We start from the raw sequence: 14,988 nt of genomic DNA, 5'->3' as shown, positions 1-14,988 counted from the left end.
TTCGGCTACTTGCGGATGGTCAGGGTGTAGTTGCCGCCGCTGTGGCCGGTGACGTCGATCGTCGCGCCGGACTCGGCGTCGCGGTAGTGGGTGACGGCGTCGCCGCCGTAGCCGAAGGTGGCGTCGTTGAGTTCGTGCCCCCCGCAGCCGCCGGAGTCGGGGCGGGCGTCCTGGACGCGGACGGGGCCGTCGCCGCTGTTGACGGTGGTGTCGACGGTGTAGATCAGGACACCCGTCTTGCAGGCGCCGCCGTCGACGCCCTGCTTTCCGCGGACCTCGGCGACGACGGCGCGGGTGGAACCGGTCCTGACGACGGCGATCTTCTTGCCGCCGTTCGTCTCCAGCGGGGTGAGGGTCACGGTCTTGCCGCCCTGGCCGGTGACGCAGCCGACCTGGTTGTCGTCGATCCACTGCTGCTTCCACTTGTGCCAGCCGAAGCGGTCCGGGTCGGGGCCGGAGATGAGGCCCATCATGTCCCAGCCGCCGACGTAGCCGTGGGCGTCCCCGGACCCGAGGGAGTAGAGGTCGGGCAGCCCCATGGCGTGGCCGGTTTCGTGGTTCATCACGCCCGATCCCCAGGCCCACAGGTCCTGCCCGAGGGTGACGGTCTTGTCGATGACGGTGCCGTCGGCGGTGGTCACGCTGCCCATGAAGGTGGGGGAGAAGGAGATCGCCGAGGCCCGCCTGGTCGGCACGATGTAGAGGATCTGGGTACCGCTGAAGTCCACCGAGCGGCCGGCGGCCCGCACGGCGTCCTGGATGTACTGCTGGTGGCTCTCGTAGCTCAGGCCGCGTTGGTAGCCGTAGCTGTCGGAGGAGTCGGGCATGCGGTAGAAGCGGCTCGTGTCCGCCGAGATGTGCAGGTTCAGCCGGCCGTAGGAGGCGGTGGAGAACCAGTCGGTGGCGCCGGGCGCGAGCTGGTCGTACAAGGAGGTGGTGTCGTCGTTCGCCTGGGCGTCGGGGAAGTCCACGAAGATCATCTTGGCGTTCACGGTCCCGGTGGACGGCACGAGGCCGGACTGGCTGCCGAAACCCTCCGACAGATTGGCGTCCGTCGCCCGCAACTTGCAGCTCGCGGCCGACTCCGCGATCGCGGCCGATGCCGGGTCGGACCCGGTGCTCAGGTACACACCGCCACCGATCAGGGTCGCGGCGGCCAGGGCGGCGCCGGTGATGCGCCTGGTGCGACGGTGACGTGCCATGTTGCTCTCCCTACTGATCCGCACTGGCGACGACTCGCCGTGCCCGGCCGATCGTAGGAGCCGTGACGGGGCCCGAACCGCCCCGCGAAGACGCGGCTAACCAAGCCCTAAAGTTCCGCTTACCCCGCGGTCGGCGGTGGCGCGCGGCAACGGCTCGGTGGACTTCCAGATCTACCGGGACACCACGAAGGTCGCCGACAGCGGCACGTTGACCGGGAAGCCCGCCGTCCAGCACCTGAGCGCCGACCTCACCGGCGGCAGCACCCTCCGCCTGGTGGTCCCCCCCGGGCGCGCCCCCGTCCTCCCGTCAGCCGAGGGTGAACAGGAAGCTGCTGGAGTGGTAGTAGTCGGGTTCTTGGACGAGGGCCGATCCGATGCGCGGCGGGTCGGCCTCCGGCCAGTTGTACGGGCCGAACAGATGAGAGGCGTAGTCGCTCGACGGGACGGGCGGCACGAACCAGAGGCGGACGGCGCCGGTCTTGGCGTCCGGTTCGAACCGCCAGAGCTGCTGCGCGGCCTGCGCGCCGGATCGGCAGCTCCGCATGACGACGGTGACCGAGTTTCCGCCGGCGGTGGTCCCGTCCAGGCACATCCCGGTGTCCGCATTGCGGAGCTGGTAGGTGTCCTGGCCGACCGTCAGGCGTTCCCAGCGCTGGGCGGCCTGGCCGGTGCACTGCTGGAGCTGCAGCGGGCTGCCGGGATTCCGGTCGGTGAGGCCGACGCAGAGCCCCGAGACCCTGTTGACGAGCGGGAGGCCGGTCGGCTGGCTCGGTGGCGGTGCCACGGCCTCCGTCGTCGGTGCGGGGCTCGACGGGGCGGGGGACGGCGTTGCCGGTGCAGACGTGGCCGGCTTGACGTGTGACGGGCCGGCCGATGCCGGGGTGGTCGGGGCCGTGGGCGACGGGGTGGCCGACGGGCCGTCCGACGGCGAGTCCGCGATGGTCACCGGACCCGTGCTCGCGGGACCCGCGGGGGAGGCCGGTTCCACGGAACTCGGCAGCGTGAGGGCGCCGGCCGGTGAAGGGTGCGTTCCCGCGGCTTGCACCGTCGTGAGCACCACCCCGGCGATGACCAGCGCCGCCGCTGCGCCGGCCCCGGCCGCGGCGAAGGACGTCATGGCGCGCCGCCCGCCGGGGCGCCGGCCGCCGTCGTGCGGCGGACGCGCGCGGGTTCGCGTGGCGGGTCGTGGTGCGGCTGCCGGCGCCGGGAGGGTGCCGGCAGCGGCCACCGGCAGGGCGGTGGACGACGGTTCTCCCGCCCACAGCAGCAGCCCCCGGAGCAGGACCGGTCGCTGCCAGAGGTCGATGGCGGTCAGCTCCGCCCGGGCGCGACCGCAACCGTCGCACCGCGACAGGTGGCCGCCGAGCTTCTCGGTGTCGTCGGCGGCGCCGTCCCGGACGAACTCGCCCAGTGCGGCGGTCAGGTGACGGCACGACCGATCGGGAACGCGCGCGGCGTACGCCTGCAGGTAGGCCTCGTAGAGGATCTGACGGGCCGGTGCCTCCGGTACCGGCCGAGGTGTCGTCGACTGGTCGGCGGGATCGCCCAGGCAGTCCCACAGCGCGGCCTGCTGATGCTCCGACAGGCCGAGGAACCCGCGCAGGAGGAAGGCGTCCGCTTCCGCCGCGGTGGCGGCGTCGCGCGCCGAGGGGGCCGCGGGATCCGGCTGGGGGAGCGTTTCGAGCCAGGAGGCGAAGCCGGTGCTCAGCGCCGCTCCGCGTCCGGTGTCGGCCCGGCCGGCCGCGGTCCTCCGCACCTCGGCCAGCAGGTACGGCCGCCAGCCCGCCGTCGGCCCGGTGCCGGTCCGGACGGCTTCCAGGGTCCGCTCGAAGGACTCGTCCGCGAGCTCCTCCGCAGCGCGTTCGTCCGCGCAGAGCAGACCGGCGTAGGCGCGTACGGCGGCGATGTGCCGGTGCGTCAGCTCTGCGGCCGCCGGGGAACGGTCCCGTTCGTGCCCGTCGCGGATCAGGCGTGCCAGTTCGGCATCCGTCGTGGTTACGCCGGTCACCGAATCCGACATCTCTGCTCCTCTGTGCGCCCCGGTGGGCGTTTGTCATCGAACGGTCACCGCGCGGAACGGCCGGCAGGCCGGGGGCATTGCAGGCCGTGACCGGAACGCCACGGACGTGAATGTCGCGGAGGCGGTGGTGGGTGCCGGAATCGCGCCCCCGACGAGCTGTCGGGCGCGCGCCGGGGTTTCTGCGGCGACTTCCCTACCCGCCGGTAGAGGATCTTGGCCGCGATGATCTTCCCGCGTCAAGGCCCGAACATGTGAATATTGTGAGCGTTCGAATCTTTGCAAGACAATGCGTCAACAACGGGTGCCGGCATCTGAGATGAATTCCAGGGCCCCGGGTGATCCGGGGCCTGTGAATTGGCCGACAGGGGCGGGGCCTCAGGCCGGCCGGCTGCGGCGGAGGGCCTCCGCGGTGCGCCGGCGGCGGTGACGCCAAGGCCGGCCGAGGGCGCGCCGTGAGTCCGGGGCGAGGCCGAGGGTCACTTCCACGCGCGCCCCGCCCAGCGTGCTGCGGCCGATCGACAGGCGCCCCCGGGTCGACTCGGCCGCGGTGCGGGCGATGTCCAGCCCGAGACCCGTCGACCCGCCGGTGCTGACTCCCCGGGACAGTGCGCTGCCCGGGTCCTGGATGCCGGGACCGCCGTCCTCGACGATCAGCACGACACTCTGCGCCGTCCGCTGCACGCTCACCGCGAAGGCGGTCCCTTCGGGGGTGTGCCGGAAGACGTTGCCGACCAGGGCGTCCACCATGGCGGCCAGGTGGTCGTCCGGCAGCAGCACGGGCGTGGGTTCGTCGGTCGCCTCGAAGGTGCACCACCGGCCCTCCTGCTCGGCGAGCACCGACCAGAAGCCGACGCGGTGCGCGGCCAGCTCCGACACCCGGCACGGCTCGTCGGAGCGCCGGCCGGGGTTCACGGCCCCCTGGGCGCGGGAACCCGTGCCGTCCTTGGCCCCGGGCGGCCTGCCGGACAGCGGCGTCCGGGCCGTGACGATGATCGAGTCCAGTTCGGACTCCAGGTGGTCGATGGCCGCGCTCACCCGTTCGGAGGCCGCGACCGCGCCGGCCTGCTCGGTCGTGAGGCGTAGCGCCGTCAGCGGGGTCCTGAGCCGGTGCGAGAGGTCCGCGACCAGCTCCCGCTCGGCTTCGAGGAGCTGCGTCACGCGATCGGCCATGCTGTTGAACGCCAGTCCGGCCGCCCGGAGCTCCGGCGGCCCGCTCGGTTCGACCCGGACGTCGAGGTCGCCGGCGCCCAGCGCCGCCGAGGCGTCGGAGAGGGAGCGGGAGGCGTGCACCACGCGGGCACCGAGGCGGTCGGCCAGCAGGACCGAGCCGATCACGAGCCCGACGGCGAGCAGGGCCATCACCGTCCAGGCCCGGGCCACCCCCTGGTTGAGTTCGGCCTGCGGTACGAACTCCTCCACGACGGCCACCCGGTTCGCGTCCAGGGGCACGGGCTGGAGGTAGGTCCAGCCGCCGGGGATCGCGCCGGTGAAGGACATCCGCTCCCGCCCGGCCCGGTCCAGCAGGTCCGCGGGGGCGTGGGCGGTGCCGACGGTCCGGCCGTCCGGCAGGTGGACGCCGTGCCGGCCCGTCATGTCCAGACGCGCCACCACCTGCTCCAGGTCCGCGGGCCGGGCGGCCAGGGTCACGGTGGCGGGCACCAGGGCCGCCGCCCGCTGTTCGGCGCCCAGCGAGGCCTGCGTCTGCACCTGGGTGCGCAGGAGCAGGGCCAGGGGGACGAGGAAGGAGAGGGCGACCATGGAGGTCGCCACCAGGGCGACGGTGGCGAGGGTGGATCTCACTGGGGTGCCACCAGCTTCACGCCGACGCCCCGGACGGTGTGCAGGTAGCGGGGCCGGGTGGCCCGCTCGCCCAACTTGCGGCGCAGGCAGGACAGGTGGACGTCGACGGTCTTCTCGTCGACGTACGGCTGGCGCCAGACCTCGGCGAGGATGAGCTGGCGGGAGACGACCCGGCCCGCGTTCCGGGCGAGGAACTCCAGGAGGTCGAACTCGCGCCTGGTCAGGCCGAGATCGCCGCCGGCGAGACGGGCGGTCCGTGCCGTCGGGTCGATGCTCAGCTCGCCCACGACGATCGCGCCCTGGTCCATGCCGGGCAACGGGACCGCGTGTGCGCCCGGGCCGGCTGCGGCGAAGGAGGCGGGACCGGAGCAGCGCCGTAGGACGGCGATCAGGCGGGCGACCAGTTGCCCGCCGGAGAACGGCTTCACCAGGTAGTCGTCGGCTCCTGCGTGGAGAAGCTTGATGATCTCCCGCTCGTCGTCCCGGGCCGTCGCCACCAGCACGGGGACCTGGGAGAGGCCGCGGATCATCCGCAGGGCGTCGGCACCGTCCAGGTCCGGCAGTCCCAGGTCCAGGACGATCGCGTCCGGCGGCCGCCGGGTGATCTCGCGCAGCGCGCCGAAGCCGTTCGGCGAACTGCGCACCACGAGGTGGTGACTGGTCAGCACCTCTATGAGGGAAGCGCGGATTGCGGGGTCGTCTTCGACGACGAGAACGGAGGTCATGGCGCACACCGTAGCGGTGTTCGCGGAATTCGGAACAGATGGATCCGGGTGGCGGGATTGAGGCACATCCCCGTCTTATGGAACGTCAGCCTGATGCTTATGGGTGCAGGATGCAAGAACCCGCGCACGCGGGCTTTCCACGTCACGGTCGCTCAGTTCTTCTTGTGCGCGCGGGAGGAGGCGGCGTCCAAGGCGTCCCACGCGCTGAAATCGTCCGTCGCGAGGCGGAGTTCTCCGTCCCCTCATCCGCCGGACCGATCCAGGGCGCTTTCCGGCAACGCGCGGCGAAGCTTTTCACATTCTTCGGTTCGACCGGGTCGATCGTGTACGCCCCGCGTGAAAGGCCGCGGCGCCGGGTGTGCCGGCGGCTCACCTCGGCGCGCCGGCCAGGTCGGGCTCTGCTTCCAGGAGCCTCTGGAACGGGATCCGGTGCCGCCGGTCGGCCCGGCAGGCGGCGCAGCCGCGGATGTGACGGGTGATGCGCTTGCGCCACAGCGGCGACGGGACGCCGTCCCAGCTGCCGGTCGCGGCCGTGAGGGCCCGGCACCCCGGTGCGGACGACAGGGCCCGGATCACGAGGCGGCCGGTGGAGAGCCGTTCCTTCATCCGCTGGATCCGCACCGCGGCGTGACGAGCCGAGATCCTCAGCGTCCGGGCCACCGCGAGCCGGGTGGCGCTGCCCGACTGCTCCATGCGCCACAGGGCGAACAGCCGGCGGTCGTCGTCGCCCAGCCACTGGGCGGCGTTGCCGACTTCGCGGTGGTGCCCCGACAGGTCCACCCGCAGCGCGGTGAGGCCGACGAAGTCGGCGCCCGGGTCGGCCAGGTGCTCGCCCGACTCCAGGGGGGCCGGCTGCCGGGCGCGGTGGGCCCGGCGGCGGCGGACCTCGTTCATCGCTATGGCCATCAGCCACGGACGGAGCGCGCTCGCGTTGCGCAGGGTGTCGATTCCCGTGACGAAGCGCACCATGGTGTCCTGGACGATGTCGTCCACCTCGCTGTCCCCCTTCAGGGCCCGGCCGACGACCCCGTAGAGCATCGGCAGCGCTTCGATCACCAGCCGGTCGAGAGCTGCAGCGTCCCCGGCCTGCGCGGCGACGACGTCTGCCAGGTGCGTGGCGGCGCGTTCCATGGGCTGTTCCTCTCTGCACGGACCGGGGTCGGTCCTGTGACGCGTCGTGTGCGGTGGCGCCGGGCCCAAGGCCGTTCCGGCGGAAGGGATTCGGCGGGCCGGACCCGCGGACTCCGAGTGCTCGCGGACCGCCGCGACGGCGCCCGGAGGCGCAGGTCCGCGGGCCGGCTGCCGCGCCGTCGACGGTCCGGGTGAGGGAGCACGGGGCGCAGGCCGGTGTCACCTGCGGTGCGCTCGCGCGGCTCGGGTGCCCGGCCTTCCCAGGCCGGTGATCGATGATCGTAGGCGCCGTCCGCCGGAAGTGAGCCGTTGCAGAGGTGCCCCTGAGGAACCCCTAAGGTTCCGCTTACGCGGTCCGTGGACGCCGCGGGTGGCCGCCCGGGGGCTTCCTCCCCCAGGCGCGCGGCGGCAGGGTCCGTCCGGGTGGGGCGTGGACGCACCCGGCGGAGGGCCGGTGGAGCCGCGAGAAGCACCGGTTGAACGGTGAGCGGAGCCTTAGGAGTCCATGACGCGGCTCTCCGGGGGGCGGAGTCGCCGTCCCACCACTCCTACGATCATTCGTGTCGACCGGCCCGGGCCGACCCTGTCAGGCGGCAACGGTCGCGCCACGGCACCGGCCGCCCCGGTCGTCCGGTGACTTCCGCTGCCGGAGACGGTTCCGGAGCCCGCGCGAAGTTCGTGGTCCTGCCGAAGCGGACGGAGATCCTCGTGCGGCTTCTCGGTGCGGTGTCCGCGCATGGTGAGCGCCGGCAGCGCTCTTCGGCCGACGCGACCTGGTACGCCGCTTCCGCGCCCCGGCGGCCGAGCCGCGCCGACGGCCGGCAAACCGCTCGGGAGGGGCGGTCTCCCGGGTGGTGATTGGCTGGCCCGGGCCCGGCCCGGGAGGTTGCCCGGCGCCCCGGCGCGCGCCGAAGTCCGTCACGGGAGATTCCGGTCCCGGACGGATTCCTCGGGAAGCCGGATCGCGCGCCTGCGCCCCAGGCCGCTCCGGGTGTGTCCGGACAGGCCTGGGGCCCGGGGAAACGGGGGCGCCTGCCGTGCGGGGTCAGGGCCGGCCGGCGGTGACCAGGTGGTAGTCCAACAGGCCGTCGCGCCAGGCGTGGAGGAAGTTGCGGGCCCAGTGGTCGGGCGGGATGGTGTCGGCGAGGTAGCGGTCGAGCCCGGGCCAGACGTCGCGGCCGACGGACTCGGTGCGGACGTCCGCGAAGCCGACCCTGCCGAGGTCGGTGGTGAACCCGGTGAGGGTGTGCGGGACGTCGAGGCCGTCGGCGAAGCTGGCGAGGAGGATGCTGAGGCGCTCCGCGACGTCGGGGCCGTCGGCGGCGAAGAAGGTGGTCACGGCGAGGCGGCCGCCCGGACGCAGGACGCGGGCGGCCTCGTGGGCGAAGCCGCCGAGCGCACGGAAGTGCTGGGCGGCCTCGACGGAGTAGAGACCGTCCAGGGAGGCGTCGGCGAAGGGGAGTTCGTCGGCGGAGCCGAGCGTGTAGGCGAGGCGGTCGGGGTAGGTGGCGAGGGCCCTGGCGTTGACGGCCCGGGCCCGTTCGACCTGGTCGGGGTGGATGTCGACGCCCGTGACGGCGGCGAAGCGGAACTCGCGCAGGGCGAGGGCGGCGCCGAGGCCACGCCCGGAGCCGACCTCGGCCAGCCGCAGCCGGTCACGCGGCTCCGGGAAGGTGCGCAACACCCGCCGGTAGAGCTGCTCCTGGCTGCGCACCCGGTCATCGGGCGTGGGCGCGGTGAGGTCGATGCCGCTCCAGTCGCCGAAGTTGATGAAGCCGCCGGCGAAGCTCGCGGCCTGGGACAGGTCGTCGGCGCCGTAGGTCCGCCGTACGGCTGCGGGGATGCGGTCCTGGCTCATGGGCGGCTCGTCTCCTCGTGGGTCCTCGCCCCGGTCTTCGGGGGCGCCGCAGTACGTACCCAAACGGGATCGCGGCCGAACACCACGTCCGGGTGGATCGCGGGCCCCCGGGCGGGGGAGTGCTCAGAGCAGGCTCTGCCGTGAGTCCCACGCCGTGACCGTGGCACGGCCCGGGTCCAGGGCGGCGCCGCGGCGGCGGGCCACGGCGGCCGGGTCGTGGGTGCGGCGCAGCGCCTCGTGGAGCGCCTCCCGGTCGGACCGCGCGCGGACGGCGCAGATCTGCCGGCCGTTCCGCCGCCCGGTGCGGGGGCAGGCCGCCATCGGGATCTCGACGATCCACAGCGGGGTGGCCCGCCAGGCCGCCCGGTCCGGTGGCGTGGCGAAGGGGGAACGGCCTCGCGCGCGCGCAGCGTCGGAGGGAACAGCGTCCACGGATGGCACCGCCTTTCGGGGGCTCCGCCGGTCCCTCACCGAGGGTGACCGGCTGGAGGCCGGCTGTTGCTCCAGTCCGTCGTACCGTTTCGGTCGGTACGTCCCCCTGCGTACTGGTGGTCCGGCAATCTAAACCGGCCCACGGGCTGACGTCAATGGTCTAGGCCAATAGAGTCAAGCAGGGCCTGGGCCGTACGGCGTGTCGCGCGCGGGTGGTGACTGCGGCCGGTGACGCTCCGTGTCGGATGTCCGGCCCGCCGTAGCGGCCGGGAGGGGCTCCTTGCTGACGAATGTGTCAGCAAGTCCTGCGCAATGGGTTGACGGTGCACGGACACGGCTCTACAACGTTGTCAGCTGCCGAGTGGCCCCAACTGCTCGGGAAGCCAAGGAAGTTCGTCTTCTCGTATCCCCCGCCGAGAAAGAGGCTCCCCCATGCGCACTCGCACCTGTCTGGCACTGGCCGCCGTCGCCGCGACGCTGGCCGTCGGCGCCGCCCCCGCACCCGCCCCGGCCGGCAGCGCGGCGGCCGACACGCCGGTGCTGACCACCGGCGGCGCCGGCGGCACCCCGGTCGCGGTCGGCGACGTGCTGGTCGCGCCGCTCGCCGCCGGCACGCGTGCCACCTTCTACTCGACCGCCGCCGGTTCGACCGGGGTGACCTGCGCCGTCTCGCAGTTCACCGCCCGGGTGCTCGGCAACCCCGCCGCCCCCGGCACGGCGACGGAGTCCCTGACCGGGCACACCTTCGGCTCGTGCACCAGCAACGTCACCGGGGTCACCTCGGTCCGCAGCCTGACGGTGGGCAACCTCCCGTACACCGTCTCGGTCGGCGACTCCGCGGGCTACCCGGTCGCGATCGCGGCCGGGGCGGCCGGACCGTTCCAGGCCACGGCCGTGCTGAACTCGTGGTTCGGCACCCTCACCTGCAGCTACCAGCTCAGCGGCACCTTCACGGGGAACGCCGACAACACCGCCCACAGCCTGGCCTTCCGCAACGAGCACTTCGTCAAGAGCGGCGGTTCGAGCCTGTGCCCCGGCGACGGGTACTTCTCCGCCACGTACGGGCCGCTGACCGACAGCAGCCAGGCCGGCGGCCCCGTGGTCCACGTCAACTGACGCCCTGATCCGCGCGGTTGCGGCCGCCGCCCGGGTCCGGCCCGCCGCCGGCCCCGGGGGCGGGCCGGACCGGGGCCGCGCGCGGGGATCAGGGCAGGGGCCGCCGGCGCGGGTTCAGGCGCGGCTGTGCAGCCGCAGGCGCAGCGGGGCCGGATGGATCACGGTCCAGGGCCGGGGCTCGACCAGGTGCCGGGGCACCGGCCCGGGCGGCGGTTCCAGCCGCCACCGGGAGGCGATGACCGCGACGGCCAGGGTGATCTCGGTGAGGGCGTAGACGTCGCCGATGCACTTGCGGGAGCCGGTGCCGAAGGGGACGTAGGCCTGGCGCGGGAGACCGGCGTGACGCTCGGGCAACCAGCGGTCGACGTCGAAGAGTTCGGGCTCGGGGTAGAGGTCGGGGCGGTGGTGGACGAGGTAGGGCGAGAGCAGGACGGGCGTGCCCGGGCGGAGATGCTCGCCGGCCAGTTCGACCGGGGCGGTGACAGTGCGGCTGTAGAACCAGGCGGACGGGTAGTAGCGGAGCGTCTCCGCCACCACGCGGCGGGCGAGGTCCAGGCGGTTGACGTCGGCGAGGGTGAGCGGCGGGAGGGCGGCCGGCGGGCGGGAGCCGTCGTCGCGGTCGGTTCTGCCGCTGGTGTCCGGCGGGAGGACGGCGCGCGCCTCCCGGGCGACGGCGTCCGCGAGCACCTCGTCCCGGGAGAGGAAGTGCAGCGCCCAGCCGAGCGCCGAGGCGGACGTGCCGATGCCGCCGGTGAGCATGGTGACGACCTGGTCGTGCATCTCGCGGTCGGTCAGCCCCTCCCCGGCCATCAGGGTCAGGAGATCCCGCTCGGTGCCGGTGTCCCGGCCGCGCCGGCGGGCGTCGATCGCGCCGTCGACCACCTGGCCGACCACGCGGCACGCCCGGCGGAAGCGGCGGTTGGCCCGCGTCGGCAGCCGGTCGAGCAGCCGGAACGGCGAGCGCATCTGCCGGCCGATGCCCTGGTGGAAGTCCGGGTAGGCGGCGGCTATCGCCGCCACGGCGGCGGAGGAACCGTCCGCGGAGAACATCGTCCGGGTGATGATCCTGGCGATCAGCGGGTAGGCGTGCTGCTCGACCTCGATCACCGCGCCGTCCCGCCAGCCGGCCGAGGCGGCCAGCACCTCCTCCCGCATCACCGCCAGGTAGCGGGTGAACGCCTCCGGGCGGAACGCTGGCTGGAGCTGCCGGCGCTGGCGGCGGTGCACGTCGTGCGGTGTGGAGCCCAGGCCGTCACCCAGGAACGGCCGCAGCTTGTCGAAGAGCGGCCCGCCCTTGTCGAAGTGCCGGGTGTCGGTGAGGACTTGATGGAACAGCTCGGGGGAGCAGACCAGTACCGCGCGCTTCGGCCCGAGCCGGAGCTCCACCAGGTCGCCCTGCCCGGCGAGCGAGCGCAGGAACGGCAGCGGATCGCGGACCAGCGCCGGGGCGTGGCCGAGGAGTGGGAGCGCACCCGGCGCCCGGGCGGTGCGGTGGGAGGCGGCGGCGGTGGGTGCGGTCATGTGTCCTCGATCGGCGCAGGCTGGAACAGGTGGCGGCGCGCGGTGTGACCGGCCACCCGAGGGCAGTCAATCTGGCACTCCGCGTACGGAGTTGAGAAGCCCGGAGCCGCCCCGAAAATCTGTTCTGGGGCGGTTTTCGGCCGGAGCGAGGCAAGCTGTCAGGAAACGTCTCCTCTGCCGCGCCCCCGGTCGGCGGGAACGGCCCGGCCGAAGGCCCGGGCGAGGAGTCGGCAGGCCCGGCGGGCCGCCCGGCACCAGGTCCGCCCCGCGCCGCCGAGCACCCGGTACCAGGCGATGCCGAACGGCAGGGCGATCGCGAACCAGGACGGGGGCGCCAGCTCACCCGGCCGCCGGGCACCCTCCCGCGCCCAGCGGCGGCACCGCTCGACGCCCCGCCCGGTCCAGCCCGCACACCGGTCGGCCCGGTCGGCCCAGCGGGCGGCGGCGTCCAGCAGCCGGGCGCGCCACTCGTCGCGCCGCCCGTCGGGCCGCCCGTCGCGCCGCTCGCCGTGCCGGCGGGGGGCTGCGGCCGGGGTCCGGTCGTGGCGGGCCATCGGGTGCCTCCTCTCCCACGCCGGCCGGGCTCAGTGGCCCGCCGGTTCCAGGCGCGCCGCCAGCCGTGCCGGGAGAGCGTCCCGGTTCGCCGGGGTGAGCCGGATCAGCTCGACGTCGGGCCGCCGCTTCAGCGCGTCGGTGAGCGGGCCGTGCTGCGCCTGCACGGTGGCGACCACGTCCACCCCGGCGGCGAACAGCGCCTGCACGGCGTCGCGGAACGGGGGATACGCCAGCTCCATCCGCCCGAGCTCGTCGATCAGCACCAGCCGTTCCCGGGGCGGGGTGACGGGCGGGGCGACGGGCGGGGCCGCCGGCGGGGGCGGCGGGGAGGGCGGCTCCGGGAAGGAGGGTGGCGCGGGCAGGGAGGGCAGCGGCGGCAGGGACGGCAGCGCCAGCTCGGCCATCACCCGCAGGTCGACGCCGTACCGCCCGACCTGCGGCGGCCCGGGGAAGGAGACGTGGGCGAGCACGGCCCGCCGCCCGTCCAGCGTCTCCAGCGCGAAGCCGGCCCGGGCTCCGCCGGCACGGATCTCCTCCGTGGTGAAGCCGGCCGCCTCCCGGGTGTGCAGCAGCGCCGCCAGCCGGCGGATCGCGGTGGTCTTCCCGCTGCCGGGGCGGCCCTCGATCAGGATCCTCGTCGGCATCGCGCGCTCCACGCCGGGGACGACGGTGGGGCCCTGGGGCGCCGGGTGCTCCTGGCGCCTCCCGGCCCCTGCCGGTGCTCCGGGTACTCCTCCTCTCCAGCCTCCCACCCGGGCGGCTCCAGCGGGGACGTAGCCGGTCCGGGTGACAGTTCGGGCGCGTACGTTGTGGGCCCGCCCGACGGGCGGAAGGCTGTGCCCCGGCCGGGGCTCAGGGTGTGCCGGTGCCCACCGGTGCGGGGCTGCGGCGTGCAGCGAGGAGGCGCGATGTCGAACGGCGGATTCAACCGGGGGCCCGGAGAGCCGGACCCGTGGGCGACCGGGCGGGAGATCAACATCACCGTGCCGGTGGGAGTGGCGGGTGACCTCGACCGGATGACCGACGTGATCAAGAAGGTGATGACCCACCTCGGGTGTCCGACCTGCCACTCCGGGTTCGACCTGCGGTTCCGGCAGTCGCTGGACTTCGTGGTCTCGCCCAAGGGCGAGGTCGCGCAGGGCATCGCCCAGCCGTTCGTGGGTTAGGGCGGCGACGCCGTGACCGGGCTCGGTGTCGGGCTCACCCACGTCCCCGGCGCCGAGCCGCTCCTCGACGCCTGCGCCGACCTGCTGGAGGTCGTCGAGATCGAACCGCAGGCGCTCTGGCGCGCGCGGCCGGACGGCACGACCGGCTGCGACGAGGAGGCCCTCCGCCGCCTCGCGGACCTCCCCGGCGCCCGGCTGCTGCACGGCGTCGGCAACCCGGTCGGCGGCTGCCGGCCGCCCGACCCCCGGCAGACCGCCCTCGTCGGCGAGCTGGCCGAACGGCTGGGGGCACCCTGGGTCAGCGAACACCTGGCCTTCAACCGGACCACCGGGCGGACGGCCGGCCCGACCGGGCGGACCGGCCGGGGCGGCCGGAGCGAGGACGGGTTCCGCACCGGCTTCATGCTCCCGCCCCGGCAGACCCTCGAGGGCGTCCGGCGCAGCGTCGCCTCCGTACGGGCGATGGCCGATGCCCTGCCGGTGCCGCTCGCCGTCGAGATCGGCACCAACTACCTGCGGCCGCGTGCCGACGAGCTGCCGGACGGCCGGTTCGTGGCGAGCGTGGCCGAGGGCGCGGGCTGCGGGCTGCTGCTCGACCTGCACAACGTCCTCGCCAACGAGCGGAACGGCCGGGCGTCGGTCGGCCGGCTGCTCGACGAACTCCCGCTGGACCGGGTCTGGGAGGTGCACCTGGCAGGCGGCTTCGAGCACCGCGGTTACTGGCTGGACGCGCACAGCGGGCTGCCCGACAAGGAGCTGCTCGCCCTGGCCGAGCGGGTGCTGCCCCGGCTGCCCGCGCTGCGCGCGGTGCTGTTCGAGGTGACGGGCTCGGCCCTGCCGGGGCTCGACCCGCAGGCCGTCCGGGACCTGTTGGTCCGCGTCCGCGAGCAGTGGCGGCCGCAGCCGTCGCCGGCCGGCCTGGCCCTGGCGGCACCGGTGCCGTGGCCGTCGCCCGCCCTGGAGCCGGGTGACGGGCCCGGCCCCGAGGAGTGGGAGCACGCACTGGGCGCGCTGACCATCGGCCGGGAGGCGGACGGCACGCTCGCCCGGGAGCTGGCGGCCGACCCGGCGATCGCGCTGCTGCGCGAGCTGGTCACGGAGTTCCGGGCGAGCGCGCTGGCCGGGACGCTCGTGCACACCGTACGGCTGCTGCTGCTCACCCTCGGTGAGGCCGGGGTGCGCGCCCTGCTGGACGACTACACCCGCTCCCACCCGCCGGAGCTGTTCGCCACGGAGGAGGCGATGGCGTTCGCCGCCCACCTGCGGCGCACCCGCCCGCGCGTCCCGTGGCTGGCCGACGTACTGGAGCTGGACCTCGGCCTCGTCCACGTGCGGCTCGACGACGCGCCGCGGACGGTCCGCCTCGGCACCGACCCGAACGACCTGCTGGCCGCACTCGGCGCGGGCCGCCTGCCCGTCGCCCCGGCACAGGGCAGCTTCCTGGTCCGGCTCACGGTCTGAT

Annotated in this window: 13 protein-coding genes and 1 pseudogene; 4 read left to right on the top strand and 10 right to left on the bottom strand. The window is 74.4% G+C overall.

Annotation, left to right across the window (positions count from 1 at the left end; translation table 11 throughout):
- Positions 1-5: 5 nt before the first annotated feature.
- The gene (locus tag ABZ885_RS04210; RefSeq protein WP_360183162.1) at positions 6-1,202 is read right to left on the bottom strand and encodes a M6 family metalloprotease domain-containing protein; all 1,197 of its coding nucleotides are present in this window, start codon (positions 1,200-1,202) and stop codon (positions 6-8) included.
- A 136-nt stretch (positions 1,203-1,338) separates the two neighbouring features.
- On the opposite strand from ABZ885_RS04210, the pseudogene ABZ885_RS04205 reads away from it, so the two are divergent.
- Positions 1,339-1,479 (top strand): annotated as a pseudogene (locus tag ABZ885_RS04205) (NPCBM/NEW2 domain-containing protein); the annotation flags it as partial.
- Between the two features lie 30 nt (positions 1,480-1,509).
- On the opposite strand, the gene ABZ885_RS04200 reads toward ABZ885_RS04205, so the two are convergent.
- From ABZ885_RS04200 to ABZ885_RS04175, 6 genes are all read right to left on the bottom strand, one after another.
- Positions 1,510-3,222, bottom strand: coding sequence for an RICIN domain-containing protein (locus ABZ885_RS04200; RefSeq protein WP_360183160.1), 1,713 nt, complete (start codon positions 3,220-3,222; stop codon positions 1,510-1,512).
- A 375-nt stretch (positions 3,223-3,597) separates the two neighbouring features.
- Entirely contained in the window at positions 3,598-5,022 is a 1,425-nt protein-coding gene (locus tag ABZ885_RS04195; RefSeq protein WP_360183158.1) for a HAMP domain-containing sensor histidine kinase, read from the bottom strand.
- Positions 5,019-5,747 carry a response regulator transcription factor gene (locus ABZ885_RS04190; protein WP_360183157.1) on the bottom strand — a complete coding sequence of 243 codons (729 nt, stop codon included), beginning with the start codon at positions 5,745-5,747 and terminating at the stop codon, positions 5,019-5,021. Before ABZ885_RS04190 ends, ABZ885_RS04195 begins: the two co-directional genes overlap by 4 nt.
- Before the next feature lie 369 nt (positions 5,748-6,116).
- Entirely contained in the window at positions 6,117-6,878 is a 762-nt protein-coding gene (locus ABZ885_RS04185; protein ID WP_360183155.1) for a sigma-70 family RNA polymerase sigma factor, read from the bottom strand.
- Between the two features lie 1,045 nt (positions 6,879-7,923).
- Entirely contained in the window at positions 7,924-8,736 is an 813-nt protein-coding gene (locus tag ABZ885_RS04180; protein WP_360183153.1) for a class I SAM-dependent methyltransferase, read from the bottom strand.
- A 123-nt stretch (positions 8,737-8,859) separates the two neighbouring features.
- Complete coding sequence (locus tag ABZ885_RS04175) at positions 8,860-9,168, bottom strand: hypothetical protein (protein WP_360183152.1); 309 nt, start codon at positions 9,166-9,168, stop codon at positions 8,860-8,862.
- 432 nt (positions 9,169-9,600) lie between these two features.
- Between ABZ885_RS04175 and ABZ885_RS04170 the strand changes: the two genes are divergently transcribed.
- The gene (locus ABZ885_RS04170) at positions 9,601-10,284 is read left to right on the top strand and encodes a Tat pathway signal sequence domain protein (protein ID WP_360183151.1); all 684 of its coding nucleotides are present in this window, start codon (positions 9,601-9,603) and stop codon (positions 10,282-10,284) included.
- A 114-nt stretch (positions 10,285-10,398) separates the two neighbouring features.
- On the opposite strand, the gene ABZ885_RS04165 is transcribed toward ABZ885_RS04170, so the two are convergent.
- The 3 genes from ABZ885_RS04165 to ABZ885_RS04155 form a co-directional block, all read right to left on the bottom strand.
- Positions 10,399-11,805 carry a cytochrome P450 gene (locus ABZ885_RS04165; protein ID WP_360183150.1) on the bottom strand — a complete coding sequence of 469 codons (1,407 nt, stop codon included), beginning with the start codon at positions 11,803-11,805 and terminating at the stop codon, positions 10,399-10,401.
- Positions 11,806-11,963: 158 nt separating this feature from the next.
- Positions 11,964-12,359, bottom strand: coding sequence for a hypothetical protein (locus tag ABZ885_RS04160; protein WP_360183148.1), 396 nt, complete (start codon positions 12,357-12,359; stop codon positions 11,964-11,966).
- Between the two features lie 30 nt (positions 12,360-12,389).
- Entirely contained in the window at positions 12,390-13,004 is a 615-nt protein-coding gene (locus tag ABZ885_RS04155; protein WP_360183146.1) for a nucleoside-triphosphatase, read from the bottom strand.
- A gap of 264 nt (positions 13,005-13,268) precedes the next feature.
- On the opposite strand from ABZ885_RS04155, the gene ABZ885_RS04150 reads away from it, so the two are divergent.
- Positions 13,269-13,526 (top strand): hypothetical protein, encoded by a 258-nt coding sequence (locus ABZ885_RS04150; RefSeq protein WP_360183144.1) that lies wholly within the window; start codon positions 13,269-13,271, stop codon positions 13,524-13,526.
- Positions 13,527-13,538: 12 nt separating this feature from the next.
- Complete coding sequence (locus ABZ885_RS04145; RefSeq protein ID WP_360183142.1) at positions 13,539-14,987, top strand: DUF692 family multinuclear iron-containing protein; 1,449 nt, start codon at positions 13,539-13,541, stop codon at positions 14,985-14,987.
- The last annotated feature ends 1 nt before the right edge of the window (position 14,988 follow it).

Source organism: Kitasatospora sp. NPDC047058 (assembly GCF_040643935.1).
In the GTDB taxonomy this organism is placed as follows: domain Bacteria; phylum Actinomycetota; class Actinomycetes; order Streptomycetales; family Streptomycetaceae; genus Kitasatospora.
Note: the sequence above shows the minus strand (reverse complement) of the source record. Positions and strands in the feature narration are given on the sequence as shown.